14 protein-coding genes and 1 pseudogene are annotated in these 17,782 nt (G+C 41.9%); 4 read left to right on the top strand and 11 right to left on the bottom strand.

Going from position 1 to position 17,782, the window contains the following annotated elements; all coding sequences use genetic code 11:
• Nucleotides 1-11: 11 nt before the first annotated feature.
• Complete coding sequence (locus ACT89M_RS15710; RefSeq protein WP_308721725.1) at nt 12-2,522, top strand: WG repeat-containing protein; 2,511 nt, start codon at nt 12-14, stop codon at nt 2,520-2,522.
• Between the two features lie 265 nt (nt 2,523-2,787).
• Nucleotides 2,788-3,192 carry an RDD family protein gene (locus ACT89M_RS15705; protein WP_308721726.1) on the top strand — a complete coding sequence of 135 codons (405 nt, stop codon included), beginning with the start codon at nt 2,788-2,790 and terminating at the stop codon, nt 3,190-3,192.
• 130 nt (nt 3,193-3,322) lie between these two features.
• Here ACT89M_RS15705 and ACT89M_RS15700 read toward each other — a convergent pair whose 3' ends face one another.
• The 7 genes and pseudogenes from ACT89M_RS15700 to ACT89M_RS15670 all read right to left on the bottom strand — a co-directional run bounded on the left by ACT89M_RS15700 (nt 3,323) and on the right by ACT89M_RS15670 (nt 8,587).
• Nucleotides 3,323-3,472, bottom strand: a complete 150-nt coding sequence (locus ACT89M_RS15700; RefSeq protein WP_186809844.1) for a hypothetical protein — start codon at nt 3,470-3,472, stop codon at nt 3,323-3,325.
• Nucleotides 3,473-3,496: 24 nt separating this feature from the next.
• Entirely contained in the window at nt 3,497-3,943 is a 447-nt protein-coding gene (locus tag ACT89M_RS15695; protein WP_154891852.1) for an IS110 family transposase, read from the bottom strand.
• Nucleotides 3,940-4,179 carry a transposase gene (locus ACT89M_RS15690; RefSeq protein ID WP_154891853.1) on the bottom strand — a complete coding sequence of 80 codons (240 nt, stop codon included), beginning with the start codon at nt 4,177-4,179 and terminating at the stop codon, nt 3,940-3,942. Before ACT89M_RS15690 ends, ACT89M_RS15695 begins: the two co-directional genes overlap by 4 nt.
• Before the next feature lie 411 nt (nt 4,180-4,590).
• Entirely contained in the window at nt 4,591-4,740 is a 150-nt protein-coding gene (locus ACT89M_RS15685) for a hypothetical protein (RefSeq protein WP_186809845.1), read from the bottom strand.
• A gap of 681 nt (nt 4,741-5,421) precedes the next feature.
• Nucleotides 5,422-5,894: pseudogene (gene tnpA / locus ACT89M_RS15680) on the bottom strand (IS200/IS605 family transposase).
• A gap of 186 nt (nt 5,895-6,080) precedes the next feature.
• Nucleotides 6,081-7,886 carry a sensor histidine kinase gene (locus ACT89M_RS15675; protein ID WP_154891854.1) on the bottom strand — a complete coding sequence of 602 codons (1,806 nt, stop codon included), beginning with the start codon at nt 7,884-7,886 and terminating at the stop codon, nt 6,081-6,083.
• Nucleotides 7,883-8,587, bottom strand: coding sequence for a response regulator transcription factor (locus ACT89M_RS15670; RefSeq protein ID WP_154891855.1), 705 nt, complete (start codon nt 8,585-8,587; stop codon nt 7,883-7,885). The genes ACT89M_RS15675 and ACT89M_RS15670 overlap by 4 nt, the downstream gene beginning before the upstream one ends.
• A 287-nt stretch (nt 8,588-8,874) precedes the next feature.
• Between ACT89M_RS15670 and ACT89M_RS15665 the strand changes: the two genes are divergently transcribed.
• On the top strand, nt 8,875-10,179 hold the full coding sequence (locus ACT89M_RS15665) for an agmatine deiminase family protein (protein WP_154891856.1): 1,305 nt from the start codon (nt 8,875-8,877) through the stop codon (nt 10,177-10,179).
• Between the two features lie 44 nt (nt 10,180-10,223).
• On the top strand, nt 10,224-12,395 hold the full coding sequence (locus tag ACT89M_RS15660; protein WP_261769641.1) for an amidase: 2,172 nt from the start codon (nt 10,224-10,226) through the stop codon (nt 12,393-12,395).
• A 196-nt stretch (nt 12,396-12,591) separates the two neighbouring features.
• On the opposite strand, the gene ACT89M_RS15655 is transcribed toward ACT89M_RS15660, so the two are convergent.
• The 4 genes from ACT89M_RS15655 to ACT89M_RS15640 form a co-directional block, all read right to left on the bottom strand.
• Nucleotides 12,592-13,917 carry a sensor histidine kinase gene (locus tag ACT89M_RS15655; RefSeq protein ID WP_154891857.1) on the bottom strand — a complete coding sequence of 442 codons (1,326 nt, stop codon included), beginning with the start codon at nt 13,915-13,917 and terminating at the stop codon, nt 12,592-12,594.
• The gene (locus ACT89M_RS15650) at nt 13,904-14,599 is read right to left on the bottom strand and encodes a response regulator transcription factor (protein WP_154891858.1); all 696 of its coding nucleotides are present in this window, start codon (nt 14,597-14,599) and stop codon (nt 13,904-13,906) included. The genes ACT89M_RS15655 and ACT89M_RS15650 overlap by 14 nt, the downstream gene beginning before the upstream one ends.
• A gap of 26 nt (nt 14,600-14,625) precedes the next feature.
• Nucleotides 14,626-15,756, bottom strand: coding sequence for a dimethylarginine dimethylaminohydrolase family protein (locus ACT89M_RS15645; RefSeq protein ID WP_154891859.1), 1,131 nt, complete (start codon nt 15,754-15,756; stop codon nt 14,626-14,628).
• Nucleotides 15,757-16,513: 757 nt separating this feature from the next.
• Entirely contained in the window at nt 16,514-17,632 is a 1,119-nt protein-coding gene (locus ACT89M_RS15640) for a stalk domain-containing protein (RefSeq protein ID WP_308721728.1), read from the bottom strand.
• Between the last annotated feature and the right edge of the window lie 150 nt (nt 17,633-17,782).

Raw genomic sequence — 17,782 nt, 5'->3', positions numbered from 1 at the left:
AGGAAGCGGAGATGTCGATGAGTGAACCGCTATTACTGCAAATTGTAAATCAACATATTCCGGCGGGGGCAATGGTCATTACGATAGATAAGCCAATTCAACATCCGGCAGTGTATGCGGCTGATCTTACAGGTGATGGAATGCCTGAGATTTCTACAGTGTATCAGTTGAATAGTGAATTGTATCTGCTTATATTAAAATTCGTTCAAGGCCATTGGATTAAAATGGCTTTGACAAAAGGATTAGGTTATGGCGTTACGTTGCTGACAGCAGCGCCTGTAACGTCAACGGCAAGAAATAATCTGATCGTAGGCTGGCAGATTGGAGCCATTTGGTCAAAACTCGCTGTATATGAGTGGACCGAATCCGGTCTTACGGACATTGCCCCAGACGATTTGTATTACAGCTACGCTGAGATTGTGGATATACCTGGCGTGCACGGGCGAGATGGAAAGGTAGAATTAGCGCTCTGGATTCATGACACTGGTGAAGCTTATCGAGTGGAGATTATTCGGTGGCAGCAGAATCAGTGGGTTCCAGCAACAGATGTATACCGAGCCTATTTTCCTAAAGTCGTGAAATATTATGAGCAGTTAACGAAGCAGTATCCCGATTATGTATTCTATTGGTATTATCTTGCGGATGCCCAGTTTCAAGCCCGCTCCTATCCTGCGGCACTCACTTCGGTTCAGAAAGCGCTACGTTTTCCGGAAGCATATCCTTCAAGAGAGAACTTGTTTGAACTAGAGAATAAAATAAAGCAGGCGATGACTGCAACGGCAGGCACACATGCCAGAGTGACAACGTGGTTATATCCCGTTTCTGTTCGAACAACAAGCGGGACGCGCTGGGGTTATATGGATGCACAGGGACATATCCGTCTAGAGCCGGTGCTAGAAGAAGCTCAGGCGTTTCAGCCTAACGGATTGGCAGTCGTCGTTAAGAACGGTCGTGCCGGTGTCATCAATCTTCAAGGGCAGTATGTAGTTCAGCCTGTGTATGATTCGATTAATTCTTTTTCCGAAGAGCGGGCCATGGCCATTGATTCTCAAGGGTTTAAAATGATCAATGAGCAAGGTACCGTGCTCACCAAACGAGCTTATCCGTTTATCGCAGATATGCATGAAGGCAGAGCGATGTTTTATAATGAAAATCCGAATCAGACGAATGGATCATCTAGCTTGTATGGATACCTGGATGCTTCAGGAAATGAGGTAATCCGAGCGCAATTCGCTTCAGCAAATGATTTTCAGCAGGGTAAAGCCGTTGTACAGATTAAGGATCAGGAATACGCCCTTATTGATCGGAACGGAAATCGATTAGCGACTTACCCATATGCCTATGTAGGGCCGTTAGGGGATGGTTTGCTTGCTTTTCAAAAAGAATCCTCTGGAAAATATGGGTACATCGATGAACGGGGTAACATTCGTATTCAGCCTAAGTTTACTTCTGCATTTGCTTTTAACGATGGGCAGGCTATTGTTAATACGGCAGAGGATTACAAATCGAACTATGGTGTCATTAATATGCAGGGATCATTTGTGATTCAACCGGCTTATAACGATATTCGGGAGCTTGGGGAGAACAGGTACGCACTCGGGAAAGCCATTGATGCAGAACAACCTTACATCGGCTCGTTGTATGCAATCGCTGAATTGAATGGAAGAATACTAACGGACTTTATCTATCGTAATGTGGAAAATTACAAACATGGTCTTGCATCTGCATCAGACGGAAATCAGACGTATCTTCTGGATTTGAGCGGTAGACCGGCGCCAGGATATCCTCGTGTAACAGGGGCAGGATCGATGGAAGTGGTGACGCAGGATCTGATTAAAGTGTTTGTGGATCAACGTTTATCCTATGTGGACCGGGCTGGACGTATGATTTGGCAACAGAATACGATCGTACCGCTACATCCGCCTTATCAGGTGCGTGAAGAGAAGTATAAACCAAACCGGGATTATCTCGTTTATTATCCGCAGGTTGACGGATTAGCCAATCAGATAGAGCAGGATAAGCTTAATGCTAAGCTGAAAGAACTTTCCCAAGTAAAACCGATTCCTGCAGATCAACAACTGGACTATACTTATACCGGTGATTTTGATATAACTTTCTATCAGAAGCAATTGCTCCAACTCCAGTTGACGGGTTATAACTATCCAGCAGGAGCTGCACATGGGATGCCAACGATGGTGTATGCCATTATTAATCTAACCGACGGTCAGCTCTATGAATTGAAGGATCTGTTTAAGCCGGACAGTGATTATGTGAAGGTATTAAGCCAAATTGTAGGGGACCAGATCAAAAATGATCCGCAGTATTCGTATGTTTTTCCAGATACGTACACTGGAATAAGTGCGGACCAGCCTTTTTTTGTGACAGCAGATGCACTACATCTGTATTTCAACCCTTATGATATCGCGCCATATGCTGCGGGATTCCCGACCTTTACGATTCCGTTTAGTCAGATCATGAGCATCATTAATACAGAAGGATCATTCTGGAGAGCATTTCATTGATGATTATAAGAGCAGGGTAAATATACTTCCAGGCCATATGTGTAATATGGCTTTTTCTTTATTTTGGAAGTAATAGAAGAGAGGGATTACGCGAAAAGGTGAAGTCTAAACATATTAAACGCATCTATATAATAGTTAATAATTTCACAAAGTGGCAAGAAAGATATTTGAGAGATAAAAATGAATAATATGAACCAAATGGTATATATTTCTTGTATAATACAAATAACCATGCATCAAGGTATGACAAAATAGTTTGGAGGAAATGATTTTGTACAAATCAGGTTTTTGGATTAGGCTTGCAGCAAGTTTCTTGGATGGACTTATTATTGGAATACCAACAGTAATCATCGCAGGTGTACTCACTGGTAATTATGATTCAGATGAACCAATTGCGCAGATATTAAGTTCGTTATATGCGATTTTTTTACCTGTTTATTGGTATGGCCGAACGGTTGGTAAACGAATTTGTGGGATTCGAATTCGAATATATGACACACAAGAACCGCCTAAAATTACTACAATGTTGATGCGAGTTTTAGTTGCTGGACTTGTGTACGTATTGACGCTAGGTATTGGAATTATTGTGAGCGCGTTTATGGTTGGAATGCGAGAGGATCGTCGTGCAATACATGATTTTATTGCAGGAACAGAAGTTGTTTGGGATTAAGTTGTAAATGAGCAGAACCGTAATTGGATATATAAATTCATAGCGGTTCTTTTATTTTCTTAAGTACTGTTTCACAAAACTCGTATTTTGTACATATGTATTACTGGCTTTATTGGAAAAGATCGATCTCTCATTCATTGCAATTACCAGAGGCTAGTTTGCCCCCTATGCCTGGTATGCTTTTAATCAAACCTACTTCGGGCAGTTCCATCGCCAGTGCTTCCATCTGCTTTTCCAAATGGCTTAACTGCTTGTCAAACTCCAGCAGCAACACGACCATGCTGCCCAGTGCTACGGTTTGAGATTATCTTCTTTGTCTGTTCCAGCCTTCTATAAGTTTCCTCAATCTTCCCGTTTTTTCTGCAATCCATCGCTTCGAATTAGATCTACCCACACATTCCTCAATTAGACCTTCCACATTCTCGGTCTTATTCTCCAAGCATCTTTGCAGCACTTTTAGGGACGTTGTCGCATACAAGTTGCTAAAGACTCCGATGAAATCAGGAAACACCTGCTCAAGCAATGCTCTGCTGTTCAGCTTCGCCTGCACATACATCGCGGTCACAAACTCATGCTGCCTAGTCAAGTGCTGAAGCTCACTGTAGTACTCTTCCCACTCGCGATGCGCTTTAACATCCCCACGGTAATACATCTCGGCCAAATGCCAAGCATCGGCTGGGTTTTCACTTTTCGAAGTTGTGTGCCTTTGGATCGTTTCGCTTGCAAAGGATTGATGATGTAGTGAATTCATCCGCTACGTTTCAGATATCCTGCCAAACCTCGATGGTAATTTCCGGTTGCCTCGAAGACAACGACAGGCTCCACACCACTTGTCTCTTTCAGTATGCTGAGCACTACCCCTAACCGCTCGAAACCTTCCTCACTATGCTGAAGGGTCTCCATCCTTCCATAGGGTTCGTTACGCTTTTTGAAGGCCTGAATAACACTACATCCTTTCGCCACATCAATTCCAACAACAGGTTGCATAAAAACCTCCTCATTCGATTTACCGGCATTCCCATCTGGTTTCCAAACCCATAGCTTCGCTTGTGATACGAGGTCATTGCCTCAACCAGCTCAAACATGGTCGTTGGAAGGTAGTGAGAGAACAGTTTTTTGTACGGGTTCTTTGTCCCTAAGCCGCCCTCGTTCTCCCGGCTACCACCATCGTAAAACACCCATAAAAATAGGCCAACCAGAAAATTTCTGGCTGACCTAATAATACGAAAGCCGCTAAAATAGCGACTTTAAAGGGAGCATGTTCTTGTCCTATGACAATAACATCCGTAATGTTCATATTTATCATGACCCATAGACAAATTTTTATACAATCATCTTCTGGCTTGCGGGACACGAATCTGAATGTAAGTAACCATTATTCTGTCCGTTTACTCGATTTCAAGCGGTCATGCAGAATTTCATCCCAGCGCGCTGGCCGCTAGTGGCATCCAATGAATCCTCCGTTTCTAACGAATCGTTGTATCCATCTCCACCTGCTGCCTCATATTCTTCTACCGCACGTTCAAGAACCCCCGGCACAATGCTCATCTCTGCTAATTATTTTCGTAAACTAGCCGGACATTATCGCTAAATGTACATTGACATAAAGTTCCCTACTTTCATGCAATTATGCCCTTTTGTCTTAATTTAACGGAACTTGATCTGTTCCTTTAGTAATTTTTTCTAGTCTGGTAGGCAACTTTATGTCATTCTCCAGCCTGGTAGGCAACTTCATGTCACTCCCTCCAAATTCCTCGTTTGTACAATTTGTACATAAAGTTCCCTACCAAAATGACACAAAGTTCCTGTTCCCTACTTTCATGCATCTATGCCTTTTGTCTTTAATTAACGGAGCAAATTTGGAACTTGGTAGGCAACTTTATGATGTCATTCTCCAGTCTGGTACATGAGAAAAAAGACATCTCCTTTTTACGTTAGTTCAATGAAACAGCAATCCAGGATATGCTTCCCTTGTGTACTGAGATTAAAATGAACTTTACCTGCAGTCACATACCTCGTTTGAAATTCACTCACTCCTTATTTGGACACCATAACTACAAGTATTTATACATGTTTGGAACTTATAAATCAGGACCACCCGTCCAACGGGTGGTTTGCTCTTGGGGTATAACCCCCTGTTGCCAAACTGCGCCTAAAGACGCTAGCCTGACAGCAGGGCTGTTCAGGCTCAGTGTTATTTATCACTTTCACTCACCAGTTAAACTGGTTTTACTTCTTTTTGCTCCGATTACTGCTGAATGGATCTTCGTATTCTTTTACACTCAGCTTATCTAACGCTTGATCATGTGCTTCTTGCTCACGAATATACTTCATTACCGTGCCTTCATTTAACCCCACTGTACTTACATAGTATCCTTCTGCCCAAAACTTTCGATTCCCGTATTTATACTTGAGCTGGCATGCTTTTCGAAGATCATGAGCGAACTTTTCCCCTTTAGATAGCCCATAAATGTTGAGACTGCAATCTTCGGTGGAATCGCTACCAGCATGTGGACATGATCGGGCATCATATGACCTTCTATAATTTCTACTCCCTTGTACTTGCATAAACGTTTGAAAATTACGATTAAATCTTTTCTGACTTGATTATAAATTTCTTTCCGTCTATACTTCGGGGTGAATACAATGTGGTATTTGCATATCCACTTTGTGTGAGCTAGGCTGTAGCTCTTGTTTGCCATTGAAGACCATTCCTTTCTTTGAGCCTGAACATCTCAACTTTATCGGGATGGTCTTGGTGGTCAAACCTCAGGTCCCTCCACCCGCATAGCGGGTGGTTTTTTGTTTCGCGCGTTACACGCACTCAACTGGCTAGCGACTTCAATAGGAACATGTTCTTATACCTCGACATACTAATAATGGCCAACTCAATCGTAGGTTTTATTAAGAACATTTTCTTGATTTTTTTCATCTGACAATTCAAGTGTAAATGAAAAAATTACTCCGTTCTGAACATTGAAGATACCATAATTGCTACCGTGCGCATCAAGTAAGTGTTTAACAATGGCTAGACCCAATCCAGAGTTACCGCCGGATTCCCTGCTTCTTCCAGGTTCAACTTGATAGAAACGCTCCCATACGCGATGTAAATGTTCCTCCGGGATGTGATCTCCAGTATTTTTAACACTTACCTGCAGTTTGTTTTCCAAAGTTCTTTCCATATCAATTACAATCACCGAACCAGGCTCTGCGTGGCGAATAGAATTGCTCAAGATATTGAATATAACATGTTCAATCTGTTCGGGATCACCCTTGACCCTATCCTGAATCCAATACTTGATTTGGATGTTGAGCTCACGTTGTTTAAGCAGGATGTGGAATTTATCCAAGATACGCTCTGTCAAATCTTTTATGGAAAAAGTACGAATATGAAGCTGGAACATATCTGAATCGTATTTGACCAACTGGGTCATTTGTCGGATCAGTCTGTCCATTTTATCGCTTTCATCAATAATGATGCTTAGATACTCATCGTGATTGGATTGATCAACCAGGTCTCTAGCCCCTTCTGCATAGCTCTGAACGATACTAAGTGGAGTTTTAAGCTCGTGGGAAATATTAGATATGAACTCTTTTTGTAATTGTTCCAGCCGCTCTTTCTGCTGAATGTCGGAGTGAAGCTGTTGATTGGACCTTTGAAGTTCTTGGAGAGTATTATCCAGTTTCGTGGCCAATGTGTTCAAACTACAGGCTACTTCGCCGAACTCATCGTTTCGATAATCTGTAGAAACGTTCGAAAAATCAAGACGGGCCATTTTATTAGCACTCTCCCTTAACATTAACAATGGCTTTGATACGGTTCGCGAAAAGAACACGGAGATCAAAGGAATCAAAACCAATGCAATAATAGCAATATACAAATAGTATATTTTCAAAGCATCGTAAGATTCTTCGATTTGTGCTAATGAAGAAACAGCAAACACGATATGTTTCAGCACTCCGTTCTCCTGTTTTATCGGAAACATGACGACGATATTCTCTCCATCGCTCCAGGCTTCCCTCCACTTTTGAACCAACACTTCCCCTTCTTGAAGACGATCCATCTGATTGCGGTTAAGGGGGAAGGTGTTCGTAATTCCGAAATTAAGAACGCCTTCTCTCATATTCCATTGATCAGGAGAAGGCGACACAATTTTATGAACAACACCGGTGAGCTCTACTAAAGAATTTTCCTTGTATTCAGGCCTGCGTCCTATTGCAGAACCTCCCTCTTTTCGAATCTGCGATGGATAAAAGAGTACTTTGTTTCCTTCATACTGATAAAGCCCCTTAACCGTAACCTTATCCCCTTTATGAAGTTCAGCCTTTTTAAGCGCAGCCTTATCGCTAAACATATACAAAGGCACATCGACTACTCCGTTATACTGGGTTTGCAGCTCAAGTTTGAATGGGTTATCAAACTGATAATTCCCCTTTGTATCGAGAATCGCTACCTGAGATTTGTTTTCATTCAAAAAAACAGAATATTCCTCAATTAGCTGTTCTTCATTCCAATCCCCTCGCTCGATGTGGCGAGCAAAGATGGAGAGGTTATTAATCAGTTTGTTTACCTTGTGATGATAATAGAAGTCTTCAAAAAAGGTAAGTTGTCCAACCGATATCAGAATGTATACAAATAACATGAGTCCGGTTGTAAGTAAAAAATGTTTTCTTACAACGCTGGTTCGGATCACGAGTTGACCTCGAAGCGGTAACCATAACCAGAAATCGTATGAATATAGTGTCCGTATCTGCCCAGCTTTGCCCGGACCCTCCCGATATGGGTATCAATGACTCGGAGTTCACCGTCAAAATCCAGCCCCCAGACAAAATCCAAAATTTTTTCCCGTGACAAGGCGATACCGCGATTTTGAATGAGGTACAACAAAATGGAGTACTCTTTAGGTCGTAGATGCAACAGAATGTTATCCATCCACACTTTACGAGAAGCCGGGTCAACCCAGAGTCCTTCAAACCGAAGAACCTCATCGTGTTTGTAATCATCCGTGCTAACCGCTTTCAACAGCCTACCCTCAACACGTTTTATCAAAATCTTGGATCTGGCAAGCAAAACTTTGGGACTAAATGGCTTGCTTACAAATTCATCAGCCCCCAAATCGTATCCCTTGATCATGTCTTCCTCATCCGATTTCGCTGTCAAGATGATGATAGGTAAAGCAGTATATTTTCTTATTTCGCGACAAAGTGACCATCCGTCCATTTTTGGCATCATGATATCCATAATCATTAAATCTACGCGCTCTTTCTTCAAAATGGACAATGCTTCTCCCCCATCTCCAGCTTCTATAACTTCCCAACCATCTTGGACAAAATATTCTGCTACAATGTGCCTAATTCTGGGTTCATCATCAACAAGGAGAAGATTTCGCTTCATTAGATCAACTCCAAATCTCTTTTTTATTATGTTAATATATGTGACATAAAAAAGACAAGCATAACATGAAATTTTGAATAACGAAGCAATTAACACATAACCCATTCGATTTTCGCATAAAAAACGTCATAAAATCTAATTAATATCATTTGAACGATTTAAACGAAGTAGATTTCATGACACAGAAGTTACAAATCAATCCATTATAATAACCCTAACATTACAGCTTAGCAGGCACTTGCTGCCCACAATGTAATGCACATCTACTTTCAGGAGGGGTTACTTACATGAGCAAGTACAACCACAAAATTGCAATACTTATTTTGTCAGCAGGGCTGCTATCGGTTCCTTTGACGAGCACTGGTACCACATACGCAGAAGCCATAACGAGCCAGCAAGAAACAGTATCCAACTCATCCTATGTGAGCAAATATGGATACACGTATCCGGCTGAGTGGGAGAAACAGCAATCCGTCTGGCTTGCATGGTCCGGATCTCCCGAACAAAATATTGTCTCAACGGAAATTATTCAGGCGTTACTACCGAGTACCCGAGTTGACTTAGTTGTCAAAGATAAAAAAACGTTAAATGAAGCCTCTAGGTTTTTGAAAGAATACAAGGTCGACACGAAAAAGATTAAATTTCATATTTACAAAGGAGCTAATATTTTCATTCGCGACCCAGGCCCTCTCTTCTTGAAAAAAGATGATGGCTCCGCGATGATTGCCGACTTCAACTGGAACAATTATGGTGTTGATACAACACGTACGGCATACTCTTTGGAACGCGGCGGCGTAGACAAATATATGGCAAAAAAATTGGGCATCGAAACAATCAAGTCATCTTACGTCGCTGAAGGCGGAGGGCTCGAAGTGAATGGAGAAGGTGTGCTTCTCACCTTTAAGGATACCGCTCTTCAGCGCAATCCCGGCAAGAGCTTAGCACAGATTGAGTCAGAATATCTGCGCATGTACGGTCAGAAAAAAGTCGTTTGGCTTGAACGCAGTCCCGTTCAAGACCGTAGAACACCAGATAACCAACCATTGATTGGCAACTACTTTGGCGGTGGTGCCAATGGACATATCGATGAAGTTGCCCGGTTTGTTAGCCCCAATACTGTATTAGTAGCGTCTTACCCAAAACCAACAGCCAAGAGCCATGCGATTGCCAAAGCTGACTACCTGGTATATGAGGAAGTGGCTGAAACACTTGAGAATTCAACAGATGCTAACGGAAAACCGTTTACAGTCATTCGGGTCGAAAATCCAGATTTGTCTCTGTTTTGGAAAGCCAGCAAGGTGACAAAGAAAGATGAACGATACACGTTGCATGGCATAAAACCTGGCGAAACAGTATACCAAGTACCTGCAGTAAGTTATATGAATTTTATAATTTCCAATAATACTGTAGTCGCCCCGAAATACTGGAAACCCGGAATGCCAGATCATGTGAAAAAACTAGATGAGGATTTTAAAAAAGTTCTGCAGGATGCTTTCCCCGGTTATACCATTGCTCAACTAAACCCTCTGGCAGTTAACTTCTGGGGTGGTGGAATCCACTGTATTACGCAGCAAATGCCGTTGTTTGACTAAGGGAGCTGAAGCAGGTCCATAATCTTCTTAGGGGATGAATATGAATGGTTGAAGCCAATAAAAAAATGAATAAAAATAATTCTGTACGAAAAAAGGGATTAACATTACGGAGTAAAAACTTGTTGGCCCTGGCTCTGGCGAGCTCAATGCTATTTATGTCAGCAGGCGTAAGTGTATCGTATGCCTCCGGTACGCATACTTCTATAAAAGTATTTGAACTCGAAGAGGCAACGATAGAGGAAATGCAACAAGCTATGGATGCGGGTGCCTTGTCCAGTACTGAACTGACCGTCCTTTATTTGAATCGGATTTACACTTATGACCTAAACGGAATTAAACTTAATTCGATCCCTGTTCTGAATAAAAACGTACTTGATGAGGCATTGGAGGCAGACAGGTTACGTTCCGAAGGCCAAAAACTTGGTCCACTTCATGGCATTCCTTATACAGTTAAGGACAGTTACAAGGTCAAGGGCATGACCGTTGCTTCGGGTTCTCCTGCTTTTGCTAATCTGACCGCAAACGAAGACGCATTTACTGTTCAGCAAATAAGAAAGTCTGGTGGTGTACTCATCGGTAAAACTAATATGCCTCCTATGGCAGCAGGTGGAATGCAACGAGGCGTTTATGGCAGAGCGGAAAGTCCTTACAATGCGAATTATTTAACTGCCGCATGGTTTTCCGGATCTTCAAACGGATCAGCTACATCTACTGCAGCGAATTTTGCCGCATTTGGTATGGGAGAAGAAACGGTGTCTTCTGGTCGATCCCCTGCGTCCAACAATGGGCTAGTCGCATATACACCGTCCCGGGGAATGTTGTCCATTCGCGGTAACTGGCCTCTTTTCCCCGTCAGGGATGTGGTCGTGCCTCATACACGGACTGTAGAGGACATGCTTCGCGTTTTGGACGTTATTCAGGTCGATGATCCTATAACCCAAGGCGATTTTTGGCGTGATCAAAAAGCAGTACAACTACCAACCGTCGCGAGTCTTCGACCGGAGTCATTTTTACAATTAAAAGATACTCAAGCTCTATCTGGCAAACGCATTGGCGTTCCCAAAATGTATATCGGCAAAGATTTTGGCGGCACTCGTCCCATCAAAATCCGCCCTTCCATCCTGGAATTATGGGAACAAGCTGCGGAGGATTTGCGCGCACAAGGCGCAGAGGTTGTAGAGGTAGATTTTCCGGTGCAATCCAACTATGAAAATGACAGGGTGACCTCTCAAACGATGGTTGAACGAGGTTTCGTCCCTGCAGGATGGGCAGAGCAAGAATGGGGCTATCTTAACCCATATCTTGCGGAAGAGTTTTTGAAAGGAGTTGGAGACCCGAACTATCCTTCCTGGACCGAGGTTGATCCGAAAACGGTGTTTCCTAATCCTCCTGGATCTGTAGATGAAGCAAGAGACCGGGAAAATGCAAATTACAAAGCTACGATTGATACCATTAAAGAAGGCGTACGTCCAGTATCCGAGCTCCCTGGGTTTGAAAGTGCTATGAAAGGATTGGAGAAGGCTCGAAAAGTTGACTTTGAAGACTGGATGACATCGAACAACCTAGATTTTGTTGTCTTTCCGGCAAATGCAGACATAGGTAAAGCTGATGCAGACGTGAATCCAACTTCATATGACGAAGCTTGGGCAAACGGAAATTATTTTTCAAATACCAATCATATGTTAAGACATTTAGGTATCCCTAGTGTCTCGGTTAGCATGGGTACTATGAAAGATACCGGTATGCCCGTCAACCTGACTTTTATAGGGGCGGCATACACAGACAACGACCTCCTGCGTTATGCATACGATTATGAACAAGCCACGCACAATCGGACTATCGCGACCCGTACTCCTGCCTTATCTGATGAAACTTTACGTTATTCTGCGCAAACCGCAATACCTGCGGACAAACGAAAGGATAAAGATATTCCGGATATGACCCTTACTGCCAAATTAATCGGCAATAAACTATCCATTCGGGGAACCTCCCAGGATCAAAGTCAGATTGATAGCACGAGAGTTTATGCCAATGGTATTAAGGCAACACTCTCCGGCGGAAATGAAAAATGGTCTGCATCCATTCCCATTGACAGATATCAAAAAGAAGGTCCGTTTAAAGCCGAAACATTGACTATCATTGCACTAAGTAAAGATGAATTTGGGAATACCGCCGCCTTAATGCAACAAGTGAATCTACCTATTGTAGAAGAATGAAGTTCCTTCCACTGAATTTAATAAAAAAGCAGCCGATTATTTTTGATCGGCTGCTTTCTAGTTTTTATACCGCTATCGTTTCACTGAGTTATCGTTTCCCGTGTGATAAAGGTGCAATCCCACATATAAAAAGCAGAGTTCAAGTATGAACTCCCAGATTGTCGAGAAATCTTATCCTTTTTGCTATACGGGTTTCTTATTCTCTGCGTAAATAGGTTTGATTTATTTTAAATTTCAACATAATTTTGTAATTCTCGTGATCTCGAGATGAAGAGAATTGTCCTACCATCCGATTCATAATTTTGTATATGATTTTTTCACCCAATTTATAACTTTCCACTGATTCATTATTTATTTTTAATTTGTTTTCTACACAAATCACAAAGTGATTCTCTTCTGTATATGTTAATAATTTGATTTTTTGTTCTTGATCTGCATATTTCATTATGTTTGATAATAAATTATCAAACACACGCCCAATATTATCCATATCCACAGTGATCATCACATCTGTAGGACCAGTGTTTACAAGCACCTGAAAACCTTCCGATCTAAGTACAGCTGTAATATCTGACAAAACATCATAAATTGATTCCCGAACTGAAATGGTTTCTAAGTCGGCCTCCTTCTCTTTATCCAATAAAAAATATAAGAAAAGATTATCCGTACGCTTCTTAAGTTGGAGAGCCTTGTGATACGCGCTCTCAATTTGCTCCCTTGTCTCTATACCTAAATTTTCTGGTGAATTGCGAGCAAACTCCAGGTACATGATTAGAGATGTCAATGGCGTGCGTATATCATGAGACATTTCGGTTGCAAGATTTCGACTCTCTTTTTGTAAATGGTCTATCCTCTCTAATCTGTTTAAAAATGCTTTTCGTAGTTCCTCAATGCTTTCAGCAATCATCGCAAATTCATCATACCCTTTTATGGTCATAGGATAGTCTAATGAACCGCCTTCAAGGATATGAATTTCATTATTAATTATGCGTAGGTACTTGATCCCTCTACGTATACCAAACAACACAATGCTCATAAACAATATTGTGGATAACAATATTTCAATCATGTACGCCAAATTATAATAGTGGGAAAAATAATATCCATAGATCGAAACGTTACCTGTCCCATTCTTAAATTGTACCGGGTAAGAGTTTCGACGATCATATTCAGTTTCAGGTTGACTTCCATAGGCTTTTTCGTCATCACTAAAATACAAAGAGTCATATTGAAGCACCTGGTTCTGGAATACGTATAAAACTATATTACTCTTCTGACTTTTAATCCAATCTGAAAACGCAATACGATCTGTCGTCGACAGATCGTTTGCTGAAACATATTTTGAAAATTTTTGAACGTAAACTTGAGATTCGGCCTTTAAACGCTCGTCTGAAGTATAATAATAATCCATAACCCGATTGCTTGCCAACTGTATAAGTAGGAAAAAAAGAACACTTACGGTCAGAGCAAAAATGATTAATATTGTCAGCTTTTTAGTAATAGTAAGTTTATACTTGGCCAAAACGGTAACCTCTTCCCCATTCTGTTAAGATATATGCTGGCTTTGCAGGATCTTCTTCAATCTTCATACGTAATTTTCGGATGTGTACGACTACCGTATTATTTGAACTGTAGAAGTAAGGTTCCTTCCAAATGCTTTCATAAATATTTTGAGCAGTAAAAATTTTGTTTCTTCTGGTCATCAACAGTTTTAGAATCCCATACTCCAGATCGGAAAGTTCAATCTTCTGATTACCTTTATATACATCATTAAATTGCTCACTTACTTTTAAGCGTCCTCCGATAAGGAAAGTTTCGCCATAATCCTTTTTATCTTGATAAATCGTGTACCTGCGCATCAGAGCAATAACTCTTGCCAGAAATTCCTGTTCAGAAAAAGGTTTAGTTAAATAGTCATCTCCACCAGCAAGCAATCCTTCCGTTTTGTCCAAAGTTCCGGATTTAGCAGTTAAAAAAAGAATAGGAACATTGTATCTTTCTCTGATTCTTATACATGTCTCCAATCCGTTTATTCCAGGCATCATAACATCCAGAATAACCAAATCAAATGATTCATTTATTATATCCAGTCCCTGTTCCCCATCATTAGCTGTTGTTACTTCGTAACCTTCACGAACAAGAGACAAATGTAGCAGATCACGAATATCCTTATCATCTTCCACCACTAAAATCCGGCCTGTCATAGTTCACCTCATACTTAATTTTACTATTAGCTATCCGAGCGAAGCAATGGCTGGGTACTGCAACGGAAGGCTCCGCCGAAAGAGCGGGAAATTTCGTAATCAATATACTCTACTTTGATTCCTCTTTTCTCCAGCTCTTTTCCAATTGTATTTTTGTATGCGATATCCGTAACATATACTTTGCTACTAATCGGCAATCCATTTACCGCCAAATCTTTAGCATCTTTATAACTCACTTCGATTTTATCCCAATTTTTAAGTTCTTCCGGAAGCCCATTAGCTAACGAATCCATGCTAACAATCATTAATCCATCCCTTACAAAACTGATCGCACAATCCAAGTGCAACGTGCCCGGCTCAAGCTTCACCTCAACGACCTTATAACCTGATGGTGTCAAGTAGTTTCTGAGCCAATCAATGCCAGCTTGGTTTGAAGCTTGACCAGAATTGCCCACGAATACAGTCTTTCCATACACCAGGATGTCTCCACCTTCAAGGTAAGGACCCGTTTCAGAGTTAATTCCTTTAGAAACGTCCGGTTGTGGTACAGCTACATGTGGAATCTTATTTTGGGCCGCTTCCTTATCCAGAATACTTCTCACTGGTAAAACTTCAAGTCTCCGGTAAGCGGATTTAAATGAACCCTCAATCAGATGATTCCCTATGGTAAAGAACGGATCCCTAACAAAAAAATTGGTTACTCCTTCTCCACCTGTAATCCCATCTTTCACGTATCCCAATTCTTTTTCCTTTTCAGTTAAGAGGCGTGGACGTTGAACCTCAACCCCGTATTTTTCAAGAACCTTTTTAAGTTCTTCACGCTCTTTCTCCCACTTTTTCTGTAAATCGGCTGGATCCATATCCATCATAGGCATGTCTTTCTCATTTACGTCTTTAACTTCTTTTTCTTCTGGCAAATCGTTAAAATTGAAGTTCATGAAAGCTTCAGATTGTGTCAATACAACTCTTTTTAGAGTAGCAAATTCACTCTCTACATATACTTTATTCTCCCCATTTTCAGTAGTCACTGTCCCATTTACTTCCGTAACTTTACTAACCTTAGCCACACCAGTCGCCCCTACCGTTGGTAATATCCCACCTACTATTACAAGTGATAATGCTGTTAACCCAACCCACTTCAAATGCTTTTTTTTCATATTATTACCCTCCTAATAATTTGTTTTGATGCTTACAGTTCGTATTATAGAGAGCAATTCTTAACAGTTTATGAAGGCATGTTTTTTTTTTACGTTTGTTTGCTAGGATGTCTTTTCACCTCTGAGGCCTTTAAAGACATCTGCTGCATTTTGGTTTTAGAATCAATATTAGTGATGAGTGCCAAGTTCTTTCGCAAGTTTTTTTCTCTCCACGAGAAAACACGATTCAAACACGCAAAAGAGTCGCGCTGGATTAGCTGATTTCTTAAAATTGTCGTTTCTATCCTTTTCGTTGTTTCTCTAACGCTTTAACTGCTGAGCTAACGTTTCCCGTTAGTTCAATAGGTGTCCTGTGCGAAATGAGCTTCGACTTCCGCGCTCGCAGGCGGCAGTTCCATTCCTTTTTTCCACACGAGTACGGGGTCCTTTTCGCTTCCGAAGTACAGCGCGACATAGGTCTGCTTAATTATATTTATATAAAGATATACTGTTTTCGATCATTTTATTTAAGCTGTTTTGTGTCGCCGCACAAAAGGCTGCCGATAGATTTGATTGATTCGGATTGTATTTTGATGTATACCTAACCCATCTGGATCTATTTCTTTTGATTTGTCCGATACAGTTTTATACGAAACTGTTTTACCCTCTTTACATGCCTTAAGGCCAAGAAAAAAGACCGCTGGCGCAAATGATTGCGGGCGGTCTTTTGCTGTAATCGAATATGAGGGCGTGCAGAAAAGGAGGAAAAGCGTACTTTTTAATTTCCTGCATGGGAGATTGTGATCTGACCGTGCTTGTCTTGGATGACCTTCAAATTCAGAATATCGGACAGGAACTCAAGCGGCACGTAGACGGATCCATTTTTCATTTCCGGTGCCGCACCGAGCTTGCGGGGAGCTTTTTTTCCAAGAAAGTAGCTGTCCTTGTTCAAGCTGATGGAGCTCCAGAGGGCTCCTTTGGAAATGTCGGCGGCTTTGCGTTTGCCATTCCAGGTAACGTCGAAATTCAGCTGGCGCAGCACGCTGGCTAAAGGCACCATTAGCTTGCCGTCTTTGCCGATGTAATGCTGGCTGGAAGGAATGATCGATTGGACCGCTCCGTGTATGTCTTTCTGATCCGGGAGCTTCACGGCAAATTCCGGCGTGCCGGTCGATCCCGGAGCGATGCTGTATTTTTGGAACACGATGTATGCATGGCCGTCCTTGACGTAAAAGCTCTGCTCGAGATCTACGCCCTGAAACCCGTTCTCCCCTTTAAAATAAAGATCTTGGTCTGCAGCGATTGCGGATTGAATATGCGCATCCAGAATGGATGAGTACTTACTGCCGAACAGGTCTTCAAGCGTTACGCGCTTCGCCTCGGCTTCATTCGTGAAGTTGTACGTGTCGACAAGCGTCTCCGGATTGTTCATGCCGGTCCCCTCCGTGGTGATTTTAAGGGAGACCAGGCCGTTGTCCGAGCCGTCCGATGTTAGATCATATTGGATCAACAGCTGGTAGGGATGCATGGTGTAGCCATTCTTTTTGGCCAAGTTGGCTGCTTTAGCGGCCTCCTTTTCCCATTTTGCAAGATCCTTGGAGGCATGGGATTCAATGATATCGTTCAGCTGATCCTGATATTTGGTGTCGGCGAGTCCTTTGAATACGGGAATGGTGATATCCGTCTTCAGCCATTTCTCAGATGAGTGGAGTTTCTTGCTTGACACCAACTTCGCGGCAAGCGCAGGAGCCATAATCTGTCCGTTGCCGGAAGCGGGCTGGGCCTGTGCATAGACATGTGCGGAAGAAAGCCCGGAAGCGGATACCATCAGAATGCCTGCCAAGCTGGCTACGGCTAAGGTTTTAGTCCATTTTGTTGTATATTGCATCGTTTTCATTGTAATTACCTCCTGGTGATTAAAAAATGATTTAGTCGTACAGTATTTGTTACATTCGAATCATTACCGAGCCGGACTCGCCCGAGGCGATTTCCTGCTCTCTTTCGTGGGGCTCATGTAGTTGATTCCCGAAATGCGCCCCCGCGCAGT

This window comes from Paenibacillus sp. NN59 (genome assembly GCF_057597225.1).
The sequence above is the reverse complement of the archived record's forward strand: the minus strand, read 5'-3'. Positions and strand labels throughout refer to the sequence as shown.

Bases quoted from the DNA above. Each gene is read 5' to 3' on its own strand.
- ACT89M_RS15650 (WP_154891858.1), bottom strand. From the start codon at position 14,599: ATGACAGGCCGGATTTTAGTGGTGGAAGATGATAAGGATATTCGTGAT.
- ACT89M_RS15690 (WP_154891853.1), bottom strand. From the start codon at position 4,179: ATGCAACCTGTTGTTGGAATTGATGTGGCGAAAGGATGTAGTGTTATT.
- ACT89M_RS15700 (WP_186809844.1), bottom strand. From the start codon at position 3,472: ATGGTCGTGTTGCTGCTGGAGTTTGACAAGCAGTTAAGCCATTTGGAA.
- ACT89M_RS15640 (WP_308721728.1), bottom strand. From the start codon at position 17,632: ATGAAAACGATGCAATATACAACAAAATGGACTAAAACCTTAGCCGTA.
- ACT89M_RS15670 (WP_154891855.1), bottom strand. From the start codon at position 8,587: ATGAAGCGAAATCTTCTCCTTGTTGATGATGAACCCAGAATTAGGCAC.
- ACT89M_RS15665 (WP_154891856.1), top strand. From the start codon at position 8,875: ATGAGCAAGTACAACCACAAAATTGCAATACTTATTTTGTCAGCAGGG.
- ACT89M_RS15660 (WP_261769641.1), top strand. From the start codon at position 10,224: ATGGTTGAAGCCAATAAAAAAATGAATAAAAATAATTCTGTACGAAAA.
- ACT89M_RS15695 (WP_154891852.1), bottom strand. From the start codon at position 3,943: ATGAATTCACTACATCATCAATCCTTTGCAAGCGAAACGATCCAAAGG.
- ACT89M_RS15705 (WP_308721726.1), top strand. From the start codon at position 2,788: ATGATTTTGTACAAATCAGGTTTTTGGATTAGGCTTGCAGCAAGTTTC.
- ACT89M_RS15645 (WP_154891859.1), bottom strand. From the start codon at position 15,756: ATGAAAAAAAAGCATTTGAAGTGGGTTGGGTTAACAGCATTATCACTT.
- ACT89M_RS15685 (WP_186809845.1), bottom strand. From the start codon at position 4,740: ATGAGCATTGTGCCGGGGGTTCTTGAACGTGCGGTAGAAGAATATGAG.
- ACT89M_RS15710 (WP_308721725.1), top strand. From the start codon at position 12: ATGTCGATGAGTGAACCGCTATTACTGCAAATTGTAAATCAACATATT.